Origin of the sequence: Roseococcus sp., assembly GCF_965227005.1 — a bacterium.
GTDB lineage: Bacteria > Pseudomonadota > Alphaproteobacteria > Acetobacterales > Acetobacteraceae > Roseococcus.
The window spans coordinates 306,280-324,712 of the sequence record NZ_CBDDFJ010000037.1; the positions used below are offsets into that span (position 1 = coordinate 306,280).

13 protein-coding genes are annotated in these 18,433 nt (G+C 69.3%); 7 read left to right on the plus strand and 6 right to left on the minus strand.

The features are described 5' to 3' along the window. Positions 1-4: 4 nt before the first annotated feature. Both ACO057_RS21240 and ACO057_RS21245 read right to left on the minus strand, forming a co-directional pair. Complete coding sequence (locus ACO057_RS21240; protein ID WP_421995227.1) at positions 5-1,345, minus strand: glycosyltransferase; 1,341 nt, start codon at positions 1,343-1,345, stop codon at positions 5-7. Next, positions 1,345-2,844 carry a hypothetical protein gene (locus ACO057_RS21245; protein WP_421995229.1) on the minus strand — a complete coding sequence of 500 codons (1,500 nt, stop codon included), beginning with the start codon at positions 2,842-2,844 and terminating at the stop codon, positions 1,345-1,347. The genes ACO057_RS21240 and ACO057_RS21245 overlap by 1 nt, the downstream gene beginning before the upstream one ends. Positions 2,845-3,060: 216 nt before the next feature. On the opposite strand from ACO057_RS21245, the gene ACO057_RS21250 reads away from it, so the two are divergent. The 7 genes from ACO057_RS21250 to ACO057_RS21280 all read left to right on the plus strand — a co-directional run bounded on the left by ACO057_RS21250 (position 3,061) and on the right by ACO057_RS21280 (position 12,491). Beyond that, positions 3,061-3,903 carry a hypothetical protein gene (locus ACO057_RS21250; protein WP_421995231.1) on the plus strand — a complete coding sequence of 281 codons (843 nt, stop codon included), beginning with the start codon at positions 3,061-3,063 and terminating at the stop codon, positions 3,901-3,903. 251 nt (positions 3,904-4,154) lie between these two features. Next, entirely contained in the window at positions 4,155-5,387 is a 1,233-nt protein-coding gene (locus ACO057_RS21255; RefSeq protein ID WP_421995233.1) for a class I SAM-dependent methyltransferase, read from the plus strand. Positions 5,388-5,481: 94 nt separating this feature from the next. Continuing rightward, a complete protein-coding gene (locus tag ACO057_RS21260) occupies positions 5,482-6,405 on the plus strand; it encodes a hypothetical protein (RefSeq protein ID WP_421995235.1) in 924 nt (307 codons plus the stop codon). A 125-nt stretch (positions 6,406-6,530) separates the two neighbouring features. Then, positions 6,531-7,859, plus strand: a complete 1,329-nt coding sequence (locus ACO057_RS21265; RefSeq protein WP_421995237.1) for an LLM class flavin-dependent oxidoreductase — start codon at positions 6,531-6,533, stop codon at positions 7,857-7,859. A gap of 13 nt (positions 7,860-7,872) precedes the next feature. Next, positions 7,873-8,103, plus strand: coding sequence for a type II toxin-antitoxin system HicB family antitoxin (locus tag ACO057_RS21270; protein WP_421995239.1), 231 nt, complete (start codon positions 7,873-7,875; stop codon positions 8,101-8,103). Between the two features lie 175 nt (positions 8,104-8,278). Then, entirely contained in the window at positions 8,279-10,117 is a 1,839-nt protein-coding gene (locus ACO057_RS21275; RefSeq protein WP_421995241.1) for a serine/threonine-protein kinase, read from the plus strand. A gap of 106 nt (positions 10,118-10,223) precedes the next feature. Beyond that, the gene (locus ACO057_RS21280) at positions 10,224-12,491 is read left to right on the plus strand and encodes an NADP-dependent malic enzyme (RefSeq protein ID WP_421995243.1); all 2,268 of its coding nucleotides are present in this window, start codon (positions 10,224-10,226) and stop codon (positions 12,489-12,491) included. A 4-nt stretch (positions 12,492-12,495) separates the two neighbouring features. Here ACO057_RS21280 and ACO057_RS21285 read toward each other — a convergent pair whose 3' ends face one another. The 4 genes from ACO057_RS21285 to ACO057_RS21300 form a co-directional block, all read right to left on the minus strand. Further along, entirely contained in the window at positions 12,496-12,831 is a 336-nt protein-coding gene (locus ACO057_RS21285; RefSeq protein WP_421995245.1) for a hypothetical protein, read from the minus strand. A 752-nt stretch (positions 12,832-13,583) separates the two neighbouring features. After that, the gene (locus ACO057_RS21290) at positions 13,584-14,639 is read right to left on the minus strand and encodes an alpha/beta hydrolase family esterase (protein WP_421995247.1); all 1,056 of its coding nucleotides are present in this window, start codon (positions 14,637-14,639) and stop codon (positions 13,584-13,586) included. Positions 14,640-14,753: 114 nt separating this feature from the next. Then, entirely contained in the window at positions 14,754-15,518 is a 765-nt protein-coding gene (locus ACO057_RS21295) for a hypothetical protein (RefSeq protein ID WP_421995249.1), read from the minus strand. Positions 15,519-15,543: 25 nt separating this feature from the next. Further along, positions 15,544-18,432 carry a CHAT domain-containing protein gene (locus ACO057_RS21300; RefSeq protein WP_421995251.1) on the minus strand — a complete coding sequence of 963 codons (2,889 nt, stop codon included), beginning with the start codon at positions 18,430-18,432 and terminating at the stop codon, positions 15,544-15,546. Position 18,433 lies beyond the last annotated feature (1 nt).

Sequence of the window (18,433 nt, forward strand, 5' to 3'; positions counted from 1 at the left end):
GGCTTCAGATCGCGGCCAGAGACACGCTCTGCGGACCGTCCTCCCGGAGCCGCGCCTGCGCAACGGCGGCGCGGACGCGCGCGGTCGGCTGATAGGCCAGGCTCAGGCCCTGGAGGAATTCCTCCCGTTCGATCACGTCGTGCACACTGGCCGCCATCTTGGCCCGGAAGGCCGGCTCCGCCGCCTGCTGGAGCACGCGCGCCAGGTCGGTGGTGCTGCTGCGCCGGAAATGCATCCCATCCCGCCCGTCCACGACCTTCTCGGCCATGCCGCCGATATTGGACACGATCAGCGGCGTGCCCGCGCGGCGCGCCTCCTGGATGACGACGGGGGAATTCTCCCACCAGATCGACGGCACGATGACCCAGCCGACCGATTGCATCAGCTCCACGACGTCGGCGGGATCGTAGCGCCCGGCCATCGTCACGGCGGTCCCGAGCTCCTCCATCACCGGCGCGAGATCCGGGAAGAGGCGCAGCACATCGGCCTGCTCGGCGCCGAAGATGGTCAGAGAGGGGACCGGCGCGGAGGCCCGCTTGGGCTTGGGAATCAGCGCCATGGCGCGGAGCAGGATATCCAGCCCCTTGAAGGCCGTCGGCTGGCCGAAGAAGGCGAAGCGGTGCGCGTTCGTCCCGCTGGGCGCCGGCCGCGGCATGGCGAGCATCTCGTCGCCCAGATAGTTCTCGAGGACGGAGCCGGCGGAGGAGGCCAGGCCCCAGGCCTCGAACCGATCCCGCAGGAACTCCGAGCAGTAGATGACGTGGTCGAAGCGCTGCAGGCCCTTCAGCATATAGGCCTTGCGCAGGAGCATCCGGTCGATCGTCAGATCGGGGAAGCAGGACAGGCAGCGCACCGGCGATTCCGTCCGGCACAGCTCGCGCCCGCGCGTCTTGATCATCTGGCCGTGGTGCAGGCAGATCGCCAGCATCTCGTGCAGGGTGATGACGAAGGTCGCGTCCGGCCTGGCGTCCATCAGATCGGCGATGAGGTCGAGGCCGATCCGCCAGTAGTGATGGAAATGATAGACGTCGACCTCGAGCCCGGCGAGGAAGCGGACCAGCGCGCGCCGCTGATAGGCATCCTCCCAGGAGAGGCGATCCTCGGCCATCCGCGAGAAGGCGAAGAGGAACTCGTCCGGCGCATAGGGCGTGGCGCTCGGCATCCCCTGGCCGCCGATCTTCAGATCCGCCGCGGAGACGAAGATGGACCGCCATCCGGCCGCGCGCTGCGCCTGATGCTGCCGGTAGGCCGCGATCTCGCCGCCGCCCTTCGAGAAGTCCGGATGGGCGTGCGACAGGACGCAGACGCGGGGAGGGGAGGCCGGCAGCGGCACGGCGATATCCATTATTCAGCAGGCTCCGCGGAGGTTCGCCACATCGTCTCGAGATGCTCGTTCACGATTTCCGCGCCGATGGCGGTCTGCCAGGCGCGGCTGATCGGATCCCAGGGGCCCAGGGGGTTCTCGGAGAGCGCCGCGTGCCGGGCGAGGCTCTCGTCCAGCTCGGAGGTCGGGCCGGCCATGGCGTGCAGCATCAACAGCCGGCTCAGCCCACCGATTCGCGAGCGCCGGATCAGCTCTGACAGGTCGCCCTCGATCGCGGCCCTGGCCAGGCGCGCCATGCCGAGCGTCACGAGGTTGTCGGCCCCGACAAGGGCCGCCCGCTCCATGATGTCGCCGGCCTCCTCGGCGACCTCCACGGGGATCTTGCCGCGCCGCTCGAAGATCTGGCTGGCCGTCTCCGCCACGGCGCCGAGCAGCACGATGGAGGAGGCCTCGGCCTCCAGCTCCGGCGCGAGGAGGTGGAGGAGGCGCATCGCGGCCGGATCGTCGATTCCGATCACGACCAGCTCCGGCAGGGCTCGTTCGGGGAGGGCGGGGGCCGCCGCCTCGCCGGCCGCCTCGGCCGCGACCAGCGTCCGGAATGCGGCGGCCCGGCGCGTCAGGACGCCGCGCAGCAGGGTCTGGCCCGGCCGACCGACGGGAGAGGCGCCGATGCCGTCGAGGAAGGCGGGAACCGTCTCGGCGCGCGGCTGGCAGCGGAGCCAGATGCGCTCGGCGTCGAAGAGCACCTGCACGATCACGTCGAGGCTTCGCAGTCGCCCGACGTGTTCCCAGCCGAGTTGCCCGTAAAGGGCGCTCGAGCCGGGCGCATGGCGGAGAACCGGGTCGGCGAGGGGCAGCAGGACGATTTCGTCCGGGCCGCCATCGTCGCTGCGCAGCCGCGCGACCACGACGGCCTCCAGGCTGACGGTCGAGCGGGAGCGCCCGGTGAAGCGCAGGTCGATCAGGATCTCGCCGGCCGGTGAGGTGGAGCAGACGAGTCGCGACACGATGCCCATGTCCTGGCCCGTGCCCTGGATGAGGGGCAGCTGCGCGATCCAGTTCGCGAAGGCGCCGAAGGGGCGGTACTGGTAGGACATCAGCGGCAGAACGTCCGGCCGGTCCCGGCATTCCCCGAGCAGGCCGAAGGTGGTGCCCCAGTCCCGTTCGACGGTCCCGCGGAACAGGTCGGTGTTGATCGAGGCGTCGGACAGGTTGGCGCGGCCGGACTGGCTGCCGGAGGTCAGCGTCATGATGATGCCGCGGGCCAAAGGCGGGGCGGAGATCACCAGGGAGAAGCCGCCCACGATGGCGGCGCCGGGGTCAGGCGGGACGACGTCGGGCCTGGCGTGGCGCGAGATGTATTCGGTCCGGCAGAATCGTCCGTCCGGAGTAGCGAAGCTCAATTCGATGGGCGTGCCGCGGGGCGTCATGTGCCAGCCGAATACGACATGGCGGCGGTCGCTCAACGCGGCCACGCAGTCGATGCCGAGTTGAAAATTTTCGCCCAACGAAATGTACATGCTTAAACCTTCCGCTCAGGCACGATAACATGCGGGGAAACGCGTCGCCTAGGGCGCGTCCGAAGCTGTTCGTCCTGCGGGGCATCATGGCAGTTCTGTGAAGTTGAACGCATGCGTCGATATGGTAATGTCAATTAAATTATATGCTGCGTTGCAGCGCAGAATTGACAATGTCGGGCGACGTCGATCTCCTAGTGGCGATATGGAGATTGGCTTATGATTCGAGGCGCCGTCGAGCAGGTTGTGAGCAACCGGGTGAGTGGATGGGTTTACTCGCCCATTGCGGACCTGAAAGGATCAACCCTGCTTGCTTTTGTGGATGATGTCTGCGTGGGGGCAGGCCAAATAGATGTTTTCCGTCAGGATTTGGCTGATGCCGGCCTGGGTGATGGTCGTTTCGGTTACTCTTTTGCGGTAAGCCTCAATGATGCTGCGGATAGTGGCAGACTTGTGGTGAAGCTCGAAGGCAGTGACGCCCTGCTCAAGCAGGGTTCCAGCCGGGTGCAGAGCGCTTTGCTTGCGGCTCCGGCGGCGCCCGTTGGCACCCTCGCCCTGCCGGCGCCCGTGCTTCACTGGATGCGCAATCGCGCCTGGCTCGGCCAGTCGGATTACGATTTCCTGCGCTACTTCTCGCAGCTCGGCATCTATGACCGTACCCTGACGATGTCGGTCGAGCGCCCTGACCGGATCGACGTGGAATTGAAGGACCCGGCCGAGGCGGCCGCCGATATTCTGGGTCTGGTTTGCATGCGTGATCCGCAGCTGATCCGGATGACGGTGGAAACCGCCAGCGATATCGCGGATCTCGCCGCGGCGAATAACGGCCCGGGGACGCCGCCGATCGTGGCCCTTTGGGCGCGGGAGCGGGCGCGCCTCGATGTGATCGAGGGCTCGCACCTTGCCGACGCGGCGGGTCAGGATGCCGCGCCGGCCAGGGCGGCGGTCGAATACTCGCTGGGTCCGGACCGGCTGTTGTTCCTGGACACGCGCTGCACCTTCGGCACCGGAAGCGGGGCGCCGGCTTCGGGCATCGACGTCTTCCTGGTCGGCGGGGCGTAAGGGGCGCCTTCCGGCCAAGGACCGGCGGGAATTATCCGCCGGTCCGTTTACGGTTTGGTTAAAAATTAATACCTTGAGGATCTTCTCGGCGGATCCAGCCACGGCTCCCCTCGACTGTGCGCGAGTCCGGCGGCCGTGATATTCGAAGGCCTCATGACGCAACGGCCAGGGGCTGCCCCCATTCTCTCCTCGAGCATCCAGGGTTCGGACGCCGTGAGCCGTTGCCCTCTTCTGGATGGAGCGCCCGCTCGATGAAGCCACCCCCGGTCGCGAAGCCGCCTGTTGAGAGCGAGTTCAGCCTGCGCAGAGTCCGGCGGGACGTCGATGAAGGTGGAGCCTCGATCCATGAATTGACCCTTCGATTCCTGACGGGCCCGAAGGGCTCCAACCCGAAGCTCGGGGAGTATCTCGCACGAAACGCCCAGACCTGGGTCGGACCCGTGGAGATCGATATCGAAAATATCGAAACAATCGCGGGTCCCGGAAAGCAATATCACGAGCCGGAAGATAAATGGGAAAGCCGGGTCGGTCGGATATTGGGTAGATTCGATGACCTTGAGCTTCTGCCTCCCCTGATCGCGGGCGTTAAGGACGACATGGAAGGGCGCGAGGAGCGTTCCCATACGTTGAAACTTGTCGATGGCGCACATCGATTGGAGGCAATCCGTCGCAAAGGTCACAAGACAGCGTGGATTTTTGTGTTTTTCAGCGACTTTGAATCAAAAAGTGATTTTATTTGCGAGTACAACAAGGGATTCTACAATCATAACTACCGAGCGTTGGAAGTTGAAGTCGCCGCGCCGTTGAATTCCCCCGCGATCTCCAAAGGCCCCCCCAAGCTGCATTCCCATTACAGGCGTGGGCATGCTGAGAAGTATGATGCGGCCCGGGAAAACCAGCCGCATTGGCACACCGAATACGACGCGGTGGCGCAAATGCTCTCCTCGCTGCGGGGAGCCCGCATCCTGGACGCGCCCTTCGGGACCGGCCGGTTCATTCCGATCTATCAGCGGATGGACTGCGAGGTCTTCGGCGCCGATATCTCGCCCGATATGCTGGCCCAGGCGCAGCTCAAGGCCGATCGCCTCAAGATGACGGATATGCAGGTGATCGAGGGCAATATCGAGCTTTGCGATCTCCCGGAGGTCGATGCTGCGGTTTGCATCCGTTTCCTGAACCTGGTCCCTCCCGAGGCGGCCGAGCGCGTCGTGCGGAACCTGGCGCGCGCGGCCCGCCGGCAGCTCATCCTTCACATCGGAACCATCGACGAGGCGGCCATCCCGCCGGAGCAGAGGGCCCAGGTGCTGCAGGCGCTGGATCAGGCGCAGGACGTTCAGCGCGGGAACATGAACTATGCCGCCCAACGCCGGTCGTCCTTTATGGGGTGGTGTGAATCCTCGGGCTTCCATCTGGCGGAAGCCATCGAAACCCAGGCGACTGGGGTCGCCTACAACCGGGTCGAAATCCTTCGCTTCGTGCGGTGATCCGGCCCGCTTCGCCTGATCGTGCCGCCTGGTTAATGCCGGCGTCATCGCGCCGCGGTTGACGGATCGCGCCTTCGCCCTGCACACACAGCCCATGCCCGCACCTGATCCGGTCTCTCTGCGCGAAACACTGGAATCGGTGGTGCGCGCCTCTCACGAGGCCCTGCTCGGCCGTAGGGTGGACGCCACCTGGCTGGCCAATTTCACCGACGAGCTCGTCCGTCAGCTCAGGACCAAGTCCCTCACCAACGTGATGGCCGACTTCATCCAGCTCATCCTGGGCAGCCCCGAGGGCCAGAAGCACCTTGTCACCGCCGCCAAGTCCGGCGGCCTGATCGAGGACGTCGTCGCCCCGGGCCTGGCCGCGCGGCCCTCGCCGCTCGCCTGCATCGCGCTGGGCTGCGCGCCGCAGACGGCGGGCATGCTCCGCCGCGCGGGACTGCGCCGCTGGGCCGGTCCCTTCGACTGGATGACCATCCCCGCCGAGGCGGTGCGCGACAGCATCATCGACGATTGCGCCGGCCTGCTCATGGCCGCCGAATACGAGCCGATCGACGAGGCGGACCGCCCGCCCGGCAGCCAGGGGCACCTCTGCCGCCACCGCCGCTACAGCGAGCTCTACGGAGCCACGATCTTCCACCACTACGACCCCTCGACGCCGCAGGGCTATGCGGCGCTGGAGCGCGCGGCGCTGCGCCTTCGCGACGCGCTGCGCGGGCTGCACGGCAAGCTGCTGCTGCAGGTGACGGACGAGACGGGGGCCAGCCTCGCCGCCTTCGAGGACACCTGCGACATGCTGGACCGCTCGGCGCGAGGCGCGATCCTGGTGACGATCGCGGTGGTGCCGGGCTCGCCCAGCGGCCCCTTCCCGGAGATGGAGCTGAGCCGCGCGCGCGGCCAGCATCGCTTCCTGCGATGCCACACCCTCTCCGAGCCGCAGGGCATCGGCTATGGCGATCTGATCGACGAGGTCGTCCTGCTGCGGGGCGCGCTCGCGGCGCCGCAGCTGACGGGCTGAGCGGGCGCGCGACGCATCGGTTCCGGTATCGGGCTGCGCCCGCCTATCGGAGGCGCGGCGTGCCGGCTACGACTGAAGGCGATGCCCGTGCACTCCGCCAACAGCCCCGTGACGAGACCTGAACGATGAGCAGCCCGAAGCAGATCGGCCTCGGCCTTTCCATGCGCTATCTCGGCTATCACGCCGCGGCCTGGCGGCACCCCTCGGCCGATCCCGACGCGGCGTCCAAGCTCAGCCACTACGCCTACATCGCCCAGACCGCCGAGAAGGCGAAGCTGGACATGGTCTTCCTCGCGGACGGCATCGGCCTGCGCACGCGCGACACGCCGCCCGGCGCGCTCCAGCGCTCGCACCAGACCTTCGAGCTGGAGCCGATCACGCTGCTCTCCGCGCTCTCCTCGGTGACCTCGCATATCGGCCTCGTCTCGACGGCCTCGACCACCTATAACGAGCCCTTCCACATCGCGCGCAAATTCGCCTCGCTGGACCATCTCAGTGGCGGGCGCGCGGGTTGGAATATCGTGACCTCCTGGTCCGAGATCGAGGCCCGCAACTTCAACCGCGAAAAGCACATGGACTACGACACGCGCTATGAGCGCGCGGCGGAGTTCGTCGAGGTCGTGAAGGGGCTCTGGGACAGCTGGGAGGACGAGGCCGCGGTCTTCGACAAGGCCAGCGGCATGATGCTCGACCCGTCGAAGATGCACACGCTCTTCCACAAGGGGAAGCACTTCCAGGTCGAGGGGCCGCTGACCATCAAGCGCACTCCGCAGGGCCGTCCCGTGCTGGTGCAGGCCGGGGCCGCGCAGCAGGGCATGGAGATCGCCGCGCAGAGCGCCGACGTGGTCTATTCCTCGCATTTCGATGTCGCGAGCTCCAAGGCTTATTATGAGGACCTGAAGGGCCGCATGGCCAAATACGGTCGCGCGCCGGACAGCCTGAAGATCATGCCCGGCCTGACGCTTTTCATCGGGCGCACGCGCGCGGAGGCGCAGGCGCAGTTCGATCAGCTCAACGAGCTGGTGGCGCCCGAGCTCGGCCTCTCCTACCTCTATCAGCAGTTCGGCGATCTCAGCGGCCACGACATCGACGGGCCGGTGCCCGAGCCGCCGGATCCGCGCATGAAGAGCGCGGCGAACAAGCTGCTGGCTCTCGCCCGGCGCGACAACCTCACGATCCGCCAGCTCTATGCCACGATCACGCCGGGCTTCGGCGTGCGCTGCCTGGTGGGCACGGCCAAGGACATCGTGGACGACATGCAGGAATGGGTGGAGGCGGGCGCGGCCGACGGCTTCAACCTCTGCCCGCCCGTGTTGCCGCTGGGGCTCGACCAGTTCGTGGAGCTGGTGTTGCCCGAGCTGCGCGCGCGAGGGATGTTCCGCACGGAATATGCCGGCCCGACGCTGCGCGAGAATCTCGGCCTGGCGATGCCCAGGAACCGCCACACCGATTGAGCGTTGGGACGAGATGACCGAGACCCTGAGCTACCCCGCCGAACTGGTCGATACCGTCGATGGCGTCACCATCTCATTTCCGGATTTTCCGGGCGTCCAAGCCTGGGGCGCGGATGAGGCGGAGGCGCTGCGCAACGGCGCGGAAGCCCTGCAGACCGCGCTGTGGCATGCGATCAATGACGGCATGATCCCGCCGGAGCCGAGCGAGGCCCATGAGCGCCCGATGATCTCGGTCATGATCTGACCGGCGCCCGCACGACAAAATTCGACCATTCTGGGGGCTTGGGATCGCCGGCTCCCATGACACCCTTCGGGTCGGCCGTCAGGCCGAGCCGGCACGCGCCGCAGATTTCAGGATTCCTTAACGACGCCGGTCTAAGCAGGTCCGGCGAGATTTTCGTGTTGAGAGATAGGCCGCAATGGGGTTGTCCAATGACCTGATCGAGGCCGTCGATGGCGCCAAGCCCTCCGAGGCCCGCATCGCCGATCGCTACGAGATCCGCGACCGGATCGGTCGCGGCGCCTTTGGCGAGGTCTTCGAGGTCTATGACCACCGCCTCGGCCGCCTCGTCGCCCTGAAGACCCTGCCCATCCAGGCCCTGGCCAGCGAGGAATCCGCCGAGGATCTGCGCCGCTTCCACATGGAGGCGCGCGCGGTGGCGCGGCTGTCGCATCCCGGCATCGTCACCGTCCATGATTTCGGCGAGACGAAGGACTTCGCCTGGATCGCGATGGAGCTGGTGATCGGCGAAACGCTGAAGGCGGTGCTCGACCGGAACGAGCGCCCCAGCCTCGGCGAGACCGTGCGCGTCACCTGCGCCTTGCTCGACGCGCTGCACTACGCCCATGGGCGCGGCATCGTGCATCGCGACGTGAAGCCCGCGAATATCCTGCTGGCCCTGGGTGCGGAGGACGGCCTGGGCGAGGTGCGCTTGGCCGATTTCGGGATCGCCCGCCTCGGCGAGACGCAGCAGACCGTGGTGGGCCAGGTCGTCGGCACGCCGACCGCCATGGCCCCCGAGCAGGTGCGCGGCGAGGATGTGGACCTGCGCGCGGACCTGTGGTCGGTCGGCGTCATCCTCTACCAGCTGCTGACCGGCAAGCGGCCCTTCGCCGGCGGCATGCCGGGCATCTTCAACAGCATCCTCACGGCGCATCCGCCGGCGCCCTCCAGCATCATGGCGGATCTTCCGCCCGCCCTGGATGCCGTCGTCGCGAAGGCGCTGGCGAAGAACCGGAACGACCGCTACCCCGACGCCCCCGCCATGGCGGCCGCCCTGCGCGCAGCGGCGGCCGCCCCGCCGGTCCTGAGCCCCGTGGTGCTGCCCTTCGCGAGCGAGGCCGAGGGGGAGGATGAAGCGACCATCCGGATGGTGCCCGCGCCACACGCCGAGCAACCGCCCGCCGCGCCGCCCCGTCGCGCGGGGAGCTGGGCCGTGGCCATGGCCTTCGCCGTGGGCGCGCTCTGCGGCGCCGTCGTCACCTATCTGCTGCTGACGCGCGAGGTCGGCGAAGGGGCTCCCTCCGCACCCATTGTCAGCCTGCAGCCGCCCCCTGCCGAGCCGCCGATCGCCGCCTCGGTGATCCCCGCGGCCCCGGAGGAGGAGCCCGCGCCGGAGCAACCCCTCGTCCTGCCGATGATCGCCGCGGCGCCAGAGGTGCCGGATCCCGTCCCTGCGCCGTTCGACCGGGCAACGCGCCCCGAGGCCCTGCCGCCCGCCGAGGCGCTGTCCGAGCCGCCGCGGCCCGATCCCGTGCCCCCGGTCTTGCCCGTGGCCGAAGCCGTCCCGGCGCAGCCCGATCCGCCGCTGGACCTCGGCCCCGTGGTCGTTCCGGAAGCTCCGCCGCCCGCCCCGGAGGTCGCGGCCCCGCCCGAGCCGATCCTGGTCGCCCCGCCCCCTCCGGAGCAGGCGCCGCTGCCCGCCGCCGCGGCGCCGGGCGATGGCGTGCTGGCACGCTGCGAGGCCGATCGCGTGGCCGTGCGGTCCGGCACGCATCCCGATTTTGGCCGCGTCGTCTTCCAGTGGTCGACGCCCACCCGCCCGGTCCTCGCCCGCACGTCCGAGGGCGCGGTACTTCGCTTCCCCGGGGCGGGCTGCCTGCCCTCGGTCGAAGCGATCGCCATGCCGCGCAACCTTCGCGCCATCCGGGGGGAGGAGGAGGGGCTGCGGATCGTCACGGCGCCCGGCGCGCGGCTCCGCCTTTCGCGCCTGGACCGCAACCGCGTCCTGATCGACGTGTTCGACGCCGAGCCGTAGCGGTCCCACCCCGCGCCATGCGCTGAGGCGGAGCCCCTGCGCCGCTCAACCCAGGTTGCTTCCCCGCCGCCCAGCGCGCATTTTCGCGAGGTAAAGGGGTTCCGACATGGATGAAGATTTCCGCCGCGCCGCACTCGACTATCACCGCTTTCCGCGGCCGGGAAAGCTCACCATCGAGCCCACCAAGCGCATGGCCTCGCAGCGTGACCTGGCGCTGGCCTATTCGCCCGGCGTCGCCGCCGCCTGCGAGGAGATCGCGGCCGATCCCGACAAGGCCTGGGACTACACGACCCGCGGCAACATGGTCGCCGTCATCACCAACGGCACGGCGGTGCTGGGTCTCGGCAATATCGGCCCGCTCGCCTCCAAGCCGGTGATGGAGGGCAAGGCGGTCCTCTTCAAGCGCTTCGCGGGCATCGATTCCATCGACATCGAGGTCGATGCGGTGGACCCCGACCGCTTCGTGGACGTCGTGGCCGCGCTGGAGCCCAGCTTCGGTGCGATCAACCTCGAGGACATTAAGGCCCCCGAGTGCTTCGAGATCGAGCGCCGCCTGCGCGAGCGCATGAAGATCCCGGTCTTCCACGACGACCAGCACGGCACCGCCATCATCGTCGCCGCCGCCATCCGCAACGGCCTGCTCGTCCAGGGCAAGCGGCTGGAGGATGTGAAGCTGGTGAATACGGGCGGCGGCGCGGCGGCGCTCGCCTGCCTCGACCTGCTGCTGGAGATGGGCCTCAAGCGCGAGAACGTGACGGTCTGCGACGTGGAGGGCGTGGTCTACAAGGGCCGGCCCGGCCTCGACGAGACCAAGGCGCGCTACGCCCAGGAGACCAATGCCCGGACCCTGCCGGAGGTGCTGGACGGCGCCGACATCTTCCTCGGTCTCTCCGCCCCGCGCGTGCTGAAGGGCGAGTGGCTGTCCAAGCTGGCGCCCAAGCCGCTGGTGCTCGCCCTCGCCAATCCCGAACCCGAGATCCTGCCCGAGGCGGTGCGCGCCGCGCGGCCCGACGCGATCGTGGCCACGGGAAGGACGGACTATCCGAACCAGGTGAATAACGTCCTGTGCTTCCCCTTCATCTTCCGGGGCGCGCTGGATTCCGGGGCCACCACGATCAACGAGGCGATGAAGGTCGCCGCCGTCGAGGCCATCGCCGCCCTGGCGCGCGTGGAGGCGAGCGAGGTCGTGGCCGCGGCCTATGGCGGCGTGGCGCCGGTCTTCGGGCCGGAATACATCATCCCCAAGCCCTTCGACCCGCGCCTGATCCTGGAGATCGCGCCCGCCGTGGCCAGGGCCGCGATGGACAGCGGCGTGGCGCGCCGGCCGATCATGGATTTCGACGCCTATCGCAACGAGCTCTCCCGCTTCGTCTTCCGCTCGGGCAATCTGATGCGCCCGATCCAGGAGCTGGCGAAGAAGGTCCAGGCCCGCGTGGTCTTCGCCGAGGGCGAGGACGAGCGCACGCTGCGCGCGGTGCAGACCGTGCTGGACGAGGGCACGGCGCAGCCCATCCTCATTGGCCGAACCGAGGTCGTGGCGGCGAAGGTGCGCGCGCTCGGCCTGCGCATGGCCTTGGGCAGCTCGGTCACCGTGCTGCATCCCGAGGAGCAGCCGGAGCTCTTCGCGCCATTGATCGAGAGCTATCTGCGCAAGGTGGGCCGCCGCGGCGTGCCGCCGACGGGTGCCGAGCGCCGCGCGAGCAGCCGCCCGGCCATCGCCGCCGGCATGCTGCTCGAATCCGGCCATGCGGACGCCGCCATGATCGGCGGGCTGGGCGACTGGATGCGCGAGTGGGACCACGCGCTCGACTGCATCGGCAAGCGGCCGGATGTCAGCCGCGCCTATGCGCTCTCGGCCGTCATCACCCAGGGCGGGACGCTGTTCTTCGCCGATACGCATCTGCTGCTGGACCCGACGGCCGCGCAGCTCGCCGAGATGACGATGCTGGCCGCCGAGGAGGTGCGCCGCTTCGGCCTCACGCCCAAGGTGGCGCTGCTGAGCCACTCCTCCTTCGGCTCCTCCGGCGCGCCGAGCGCGCGGAAGATGCGCGAGGCGCTGCGGCTCATCCATGCGGCCGCCCCCGAGCTCGAGGTGGATGGCGAGATGCATGGGGACGCGGCGATCGTCGAGGCCATTCGCGCCAAGGCCGTGCCGGACCCCAAGCTGGAAGGCATGGCGAACCTGCTAATCTTCCCCAATCTCGACGCGGCGAACATCGCCTTCAACCTGGTGAAGGCCGTGTCCGACGGCCTGCAGGTGGGACCCATGCTGCTGGGCATGAACAAACCGATCCACGTCCTGGTGCCGAGCGTGACGGCGCGCGGCATCGCGAACCTGGCGGCGGTGGCGGGGAGCCAGGTGCGGCGGGGGTAGGGCGTCAGCGGCGGGATTTGGGGAGGTCGAACCAGAAGATGGCACCGACCCAGGGCTCTTCGTCGAGGCCGATGCGGCGCCACTCCGCCTCGATACGGCGGATGATGGCGTTCGGGCTCTGATCGGGCCAGGGAACGCACTTTCCACCTTCGGCGAGATCGACGGCCCGGAAGCCACGCGCAAGCAGTTGACGGAGGAGAGCGAATGTTCGTTCCATCCGGCTGAGTCGTGGATCGGCATCACTTGCGTCGTTAGCGCTGACTATAATACTCCATAAATCCGTGTAGTCTAATTTTGCGTCTTGGATGATTCCATTAATCTCTTCGTCTAAATTCGTCATGATAACTTCTCCATTAATCAAAGTGAATTTTCCGTATTGACTGGCGGAGATTGGGTATTTTTATATCGATGGCAGATGGCCCACTCGTGGAGGTAGGCCGATAGGCGATGACGCTGCCGTCGGGCAAGCGAAGGATCTGCCCGCCATGGCCAGGGGGGGGTGATATCGAGCCCACCCCTTCCTTCCATCAAACTGCGGAAAAACCGTCGTGCTGCTGGATCACCTCCGGGAAGAGTGCGAACAAAGGGACGAGCGCCTGGAAAAACAGTCCCAATGGGTTTCCCGCCAGGAGCAAGAATCTCGGAAAGCGGCTGGGGGGACGAAACAGAACCGGCATTCGGTGCGGTGGATGCCGGATCATTCTGCCGCAGCGGCGATCGCGAGGACGGACCTCCGCCGCGATTGACCATGCCCGGCCCCCCTTCAAGGGGAATAGGCCTTCCGCGAGCATCATCCGGAGGACCAGGGCGCCGCGCCATGGCCTGAAGGACGGCGCCTTGCCCGCCTCCCGGCGGATCGGATCGCTGATGCGCGCCGACCGTCTCGGTCTTGCCGTTGCGCACGCGTTGATAGGCGCGCACCGGGAAATCGCCCGGATGGCGGGCCTGTCGGGTCTGATGGAGGGGGACAGGGCGGCCAAGGGTGATCTCCTCAAGCGGAGATTATTCCGATCGCGACTGTGGCTCGAAATAAAGAACAAAAGCCAAAGCAACCCGCTTCGGGGCCTTCGATCCGTTTGAGGGCGGAGGCGCCTACCGCATCAGCCCGACCTGCCGCAGTGCATTCTCGATCGTCTGCTGGATGAGGCCCACCGGCTCAGCCGCCGGGGCCACCGCCTCACGCGGCGCGCGGGACGCAGCCGGCGCCAGCCCCCAGAAGCGCGCGATATGCCGCGTGGAGGAAATCCCCACATCCAGCATATAGGCGCCGGCCGTCTCGTCGGGCTCGGCGCTGTCGAGCGGCGTGCCGTGCCCCATGCCGGGGATGTCGTAGCGCTCGATCACGCTCCGGCCCGCGCGATTGCACCAGACCTCATGGGGGAAGCCGTCCACCCTTTCCGCATGGGTCGGCTTCGCGCCGACGCCGTGCAGGCCGCGCCACTGCTCCAGGATCGCATCCGCATTGGACGCGCTCACCGTCCGGTCCGCATCGCCCTGCCAGATCGAGATGGTGGGCCAGGGGCCGGCATGGTCGGAGGCGTCGCGCACCAGCGCCTCCAGCTGCGCCGCATCGGGCAGGCCGTGGCCGCGCATGCGGTCGAAGGCCGCCGGCACCGTGTTCGCCACGCCATGGGGCAGGCCCGCGATGATGGCCCCGCCCGCAAAGACCTCCGGATAGGCGGCCAGCATCGTCGAGGCCATGGCGCCGCCCGCCGAGAGCCCCGTGACGAAGATCCGGCGGCGATCCAGCCCGTGCTCCACCACCATCCGCTCGATCATCTGGCGGATGGAGAGGGCCTCGCCCTGGCCGCGCCGCGTGTCCTCGGGCTGGAACCAGTTGAAGCAGAGGTTGGGGTTGTTGGACCGCTGCTGCTCCGGGAAGAGCAGCGCGAAGCCCCCGCTCTCGGCCAGATAGGACCAGCCGGCGTGGTTGTCGTAGGCGGCGGCGTTCTGCGTGCAGCCATGCAGCACGACCACGAGGGGCGCGCCTTCCCGCAGGTCGGCGGGGATATGGGTCCAGCCGCGCAGCGCGCCGGGGTTCGAGCCGAAATCCGCCAATTCGGTGAGATGCCCCGAGGGGGCCGTCGCATTCACCCGTGCCTGACGGAAAGCCGCCAGGCGGGCGATGGTATCGGACAGGGTCCGCATGGGAATTCCTTAACTGCCGGCTCGATAGGCTGCCGGCATTCATAACGATCCAGAAGCGAGATCGTTGTGCACCGCAACATAATCATCTTGTCGCATGATTTCCAGGTGAATTTCTCAACCCTGGGGGGAGAACATCGCCAAGGGGTCGCCAGTCAGCGCGACCTGGCCGTGATGCTCCAGCCGAATCGCCGGGTCGCACCAGACTTCGCCGCCCAGCGCCCGCCAGCGGGCGCAGAACAGATAGTCCTCGCTCAGGTAGCGGCCCTGGCCCGGCGGGGCCCGGGGGTCGATCCCCGCCTCGAAGAAGGCATGGGCCGGCCCGTCCTCGGTGCGATGCAGGGTCTCGGGATGCGCTTTGGCCAGGGCGTTCAGCACCTGGCGTTCCATTAGCAGGAAGCCGGTGCCGATGGCCTCGGCCTCGACGGCCCCGGTCGCGGGGTCGCGGCGAGTGGTCGCGCCCTCGGCTTCGGGGAAGGTCGCCACCCAATTCGCGCCATCGAGGCGCTTGCTGCGATAGAGCCCGCCGATCAGCGGCCGCCCATGCCCCAGCAGGCGCAGCACGCCGGCCGCGCTGAAGCCGATATCGCTGTCCAGGAACAGCAGGTGCGAGGCCCCCGACCGCAGGAAGGTCGCGGCCAGGGCGTTCCGCCCGCGCGTGACGAGGCTCTCATTGGTCAGCGTCGCCACCAGCAAGGGCAGGCCGAGGCCCAGGCAGACGCGCTGGGTGTCCAGCACGCCGCGCATCGCCGCGGCCGTGACCATGCCCCCATAGCAGGGCATGGCGATCATGAGCCCGCTGCTCGCGATGGAGGAGCGGAAGGTGGGCGCGGTCTGGACGATCCAGGGCGGCGCGGGACCGTGTTCGAGCTCCAGCGGCATGCTCAGGCGAAGCGCCCCGGTCCGCTCATCCCGCGCGCGCCGTCCGCACCGGGGCCGCCGGGCCCGGGCCGATCATCGCGAAGGGCGCCCAGAGGGCGGGATGGCCCTGGCCCGCGGTGCCCATCAGGCCGATCTGCGCCTTGCGCAGCGCCTCGGCCGGGGCATCGCCCTTCTTGATATTCTCCAGCGTGAAGAAGGCGATGCGCGCCGCCGCCACGTCGTTCACATACCAATGCGTCACCAGCAGCCCGCGCGCCCCACTGAAGAAGAAGGCGCGCGCGAGGGTGGAGAGGCTCTCGCCCGCCGCCGCGCCGCCGCCCGAATTGCAGGCCGAGAGCACCACCAGATCGGCATCGAGGTTGAGGTCGAGGATGGTCCCCGCCGTCAGCAGCGCCTGCGTCGCCGTGGGGCCGTTGCCGGCCGAGGCGATGATGGCGGGCTCGGTCAGGCAGGTCAGCTCGGCGGGCAGGACGCCGTGGGTCGCGAAATGCAGGATGCGGTAGTTGCGCAGGTTGGCCGCCCGCACCGAGGAGAGGGTGAAGGCATCGCCCGTCCGGCGCTCGGCGGCCGTCGCGCCCATGGCCTGCTGCGCCGCCTGGAGCTCGATCTCCGCCGCCGGCAACCGGGCGAGGCTGGAGAGGCCCTGCCCGCAGCTCGGCTCGGCGGGGAAGGAGCGCGCGGCGAAGGCGGCCGGCACCGGGCGCGGATCGCCGAAGCCGAACCAGGGCCGCGTGGCGACGGAATTGCCCGCCCGGCGCAGCGTCACGAGGCTCGCGGCGGCGGGCACATGCGTCACGGGCATCTTCTGGACGAGGAAGGCGACGCGCTCGTGGCCCAGCGGCGCCGGAGGCGCTGCGGTCACGAGCAGGCCGTAGGGCAGCGAGAGCATCGCCCCCTCGGCCAGCGCGACCATCGATCTCGCCCGGCCCATCGGCTCGGCGACGGCGCCGAACAGCGCCTGGTGCAGCGCATAGGCCGCGCCCGCCTCGAAGGGCCGGCGCGAGGTGCCGGATTCCGTGCTGGCCCGGATCCGCGCGACGAGCGCCGTGATCTCGGCCGTATCGGCGCCCACGCGCCCGACGCTCAGATTTCCGTCGAGCAGCACGAAGGTCCAGCCGCGCCGGTCGGGCGGCTGGGTGGTCGCGACCAGCGCCTCGCCCGGCGCCAGGGCCGACAGCACCTCGGCCGCCGAGGCGACGGACTGCACCAGCTGGCCATAGCCAGGCGCGGCGGATTGCGCGGCGGCATCGGCCTCGGCAGCGGCGGCCTCGGCCTCGTTGATGCGGGCGGTGAGCGCGGCGACGTCGCGGCCCTCGGCGGCGGCCGCGTCGCGCTCGCGATAGCTGGTGGCGAGCAGGCGGTCCGCCTCGTCGCGGCGGCGCAGGGCCTCGGCCACGGCGGGGTTGCGCGCGCCGGCGGCGAGGCGCGCGGCGGCGGTGGCGATCTGCGTGGTGGTCACGCCGCCCTGGCCGAGCTGCGCGGCCTCGAAGGCCTCGGCCAGACCTTCCGGCGTGCCCAGCGCGATGAAGGCGTCCACGCAGGGCGCGATGCGCAGCGGCGAGGTGCCCTCGCGCAGATTGCGCAGCACGGCCGCCGCCTCGCGGCAGGGCCCCACGGCCGAGGAGGGCGACAGGTTCGCCGCGCGCAGCAGCAGCGTCTCGGCGAGCGGGCGCGAACGGGGAATGCCGCGGGCGAAGCGCGTCGCGGAGCGGCCGAAATCGCTGGCGGCGGCGCTGCTGCGTCCGGTCCCCGCCGCGACGGCCCCCTCGGTGCGGGCGATGCGCGCGGCGATCACGTCATTGCCGCTGGAGGTGCCGTTGGCGGCGAGCGAGAGCCGCGCGGCGTCGGCCGCGGTCGTCTCGGCCTCGGCGTAGCGGCCGGCGGCGCGCAGCACGGCCGCGGTGTTGCGGCGGGTCTCGATGAGGCCGATCAGCGCCCGCGTCACCAATGGGTCGACGGAGGGCTGGGCGCCGCCCATCCCGGCCCGCAGCTCGGGCGGCACCCAGCGGGCATAGCCCACGCCGCCCTGGGCGAGCAGCGCCAGCGCCCGGTCGTGATGGCCGCGATTGGCCTCGTGCAGGCCGCGATAATGGGCGAGATGGGCACTGGCCAGGGGCTCGGACGCACGCGGCACCAGGAGGGCGGCGCGGTTGAAGAAGGCCTCCGCCTCGGGATAGCGGCCCTGGTTGGAGAGCTGCAGCGCGAGATAGAGCATGGGCAGGAAGCGGTCCGGCGCCTGGGCGCCCAGCGCGCGCTCCTGCAGGGACAGCGCGGCGCGATAGGCGGTCTCCGCGGCGACGAAGCGCTCGGCCTGGTTGGCGTCGCGGCCGATGGCCATCAGGCTTTCGTAGCGGCCGATATCGCCGGTGGAGAAGGCCTCGCGGGCGAGGCGCGCGGCCATCTGGTCGATGGCGGCCGAGGGCAGGGGGGCGGCCTCGGCCGCGATCCGGCCCGAGGCCACGCCGATGGCGCGTTCGGCGGCCGCCTGGGCCGGCAGGACCCCCTCGGCCAGCCAGATCTGGCTGCCGGATTGCACCGTCATGGCGAAGGCGGGCCAGCCGCCGGCGCGGCGCCGGCAATCCATCAGCGCGGCAGGCAGTCCGCCGAGGGCGGTGCTGGCACGTGGCGCGGCGCAGTCGAGCCGGCTGGCGAGGCCTGCGCGGGCCTCCTCGGCGGCCTGCATCGGCGTCGTTCCCACCGCCGGGCGCACGCGCGCGCTGGGCGAGGACCATTCGCCGCACCAGACGTCGCCGCCCTGGCCGGAGCGCGACATCCGGCATTCCTCGCCGCTCGCCGTGGCGCCGAGGGCGAGCATGCCGGCCCCGCCGCCCGAGGGCTCGGACACATAGGCCGAGGGCGGCGGCGCGTTGCACCCGGCGAGGGCAAGCAAAGCGAGGAAGCTGGCGCGCATCATG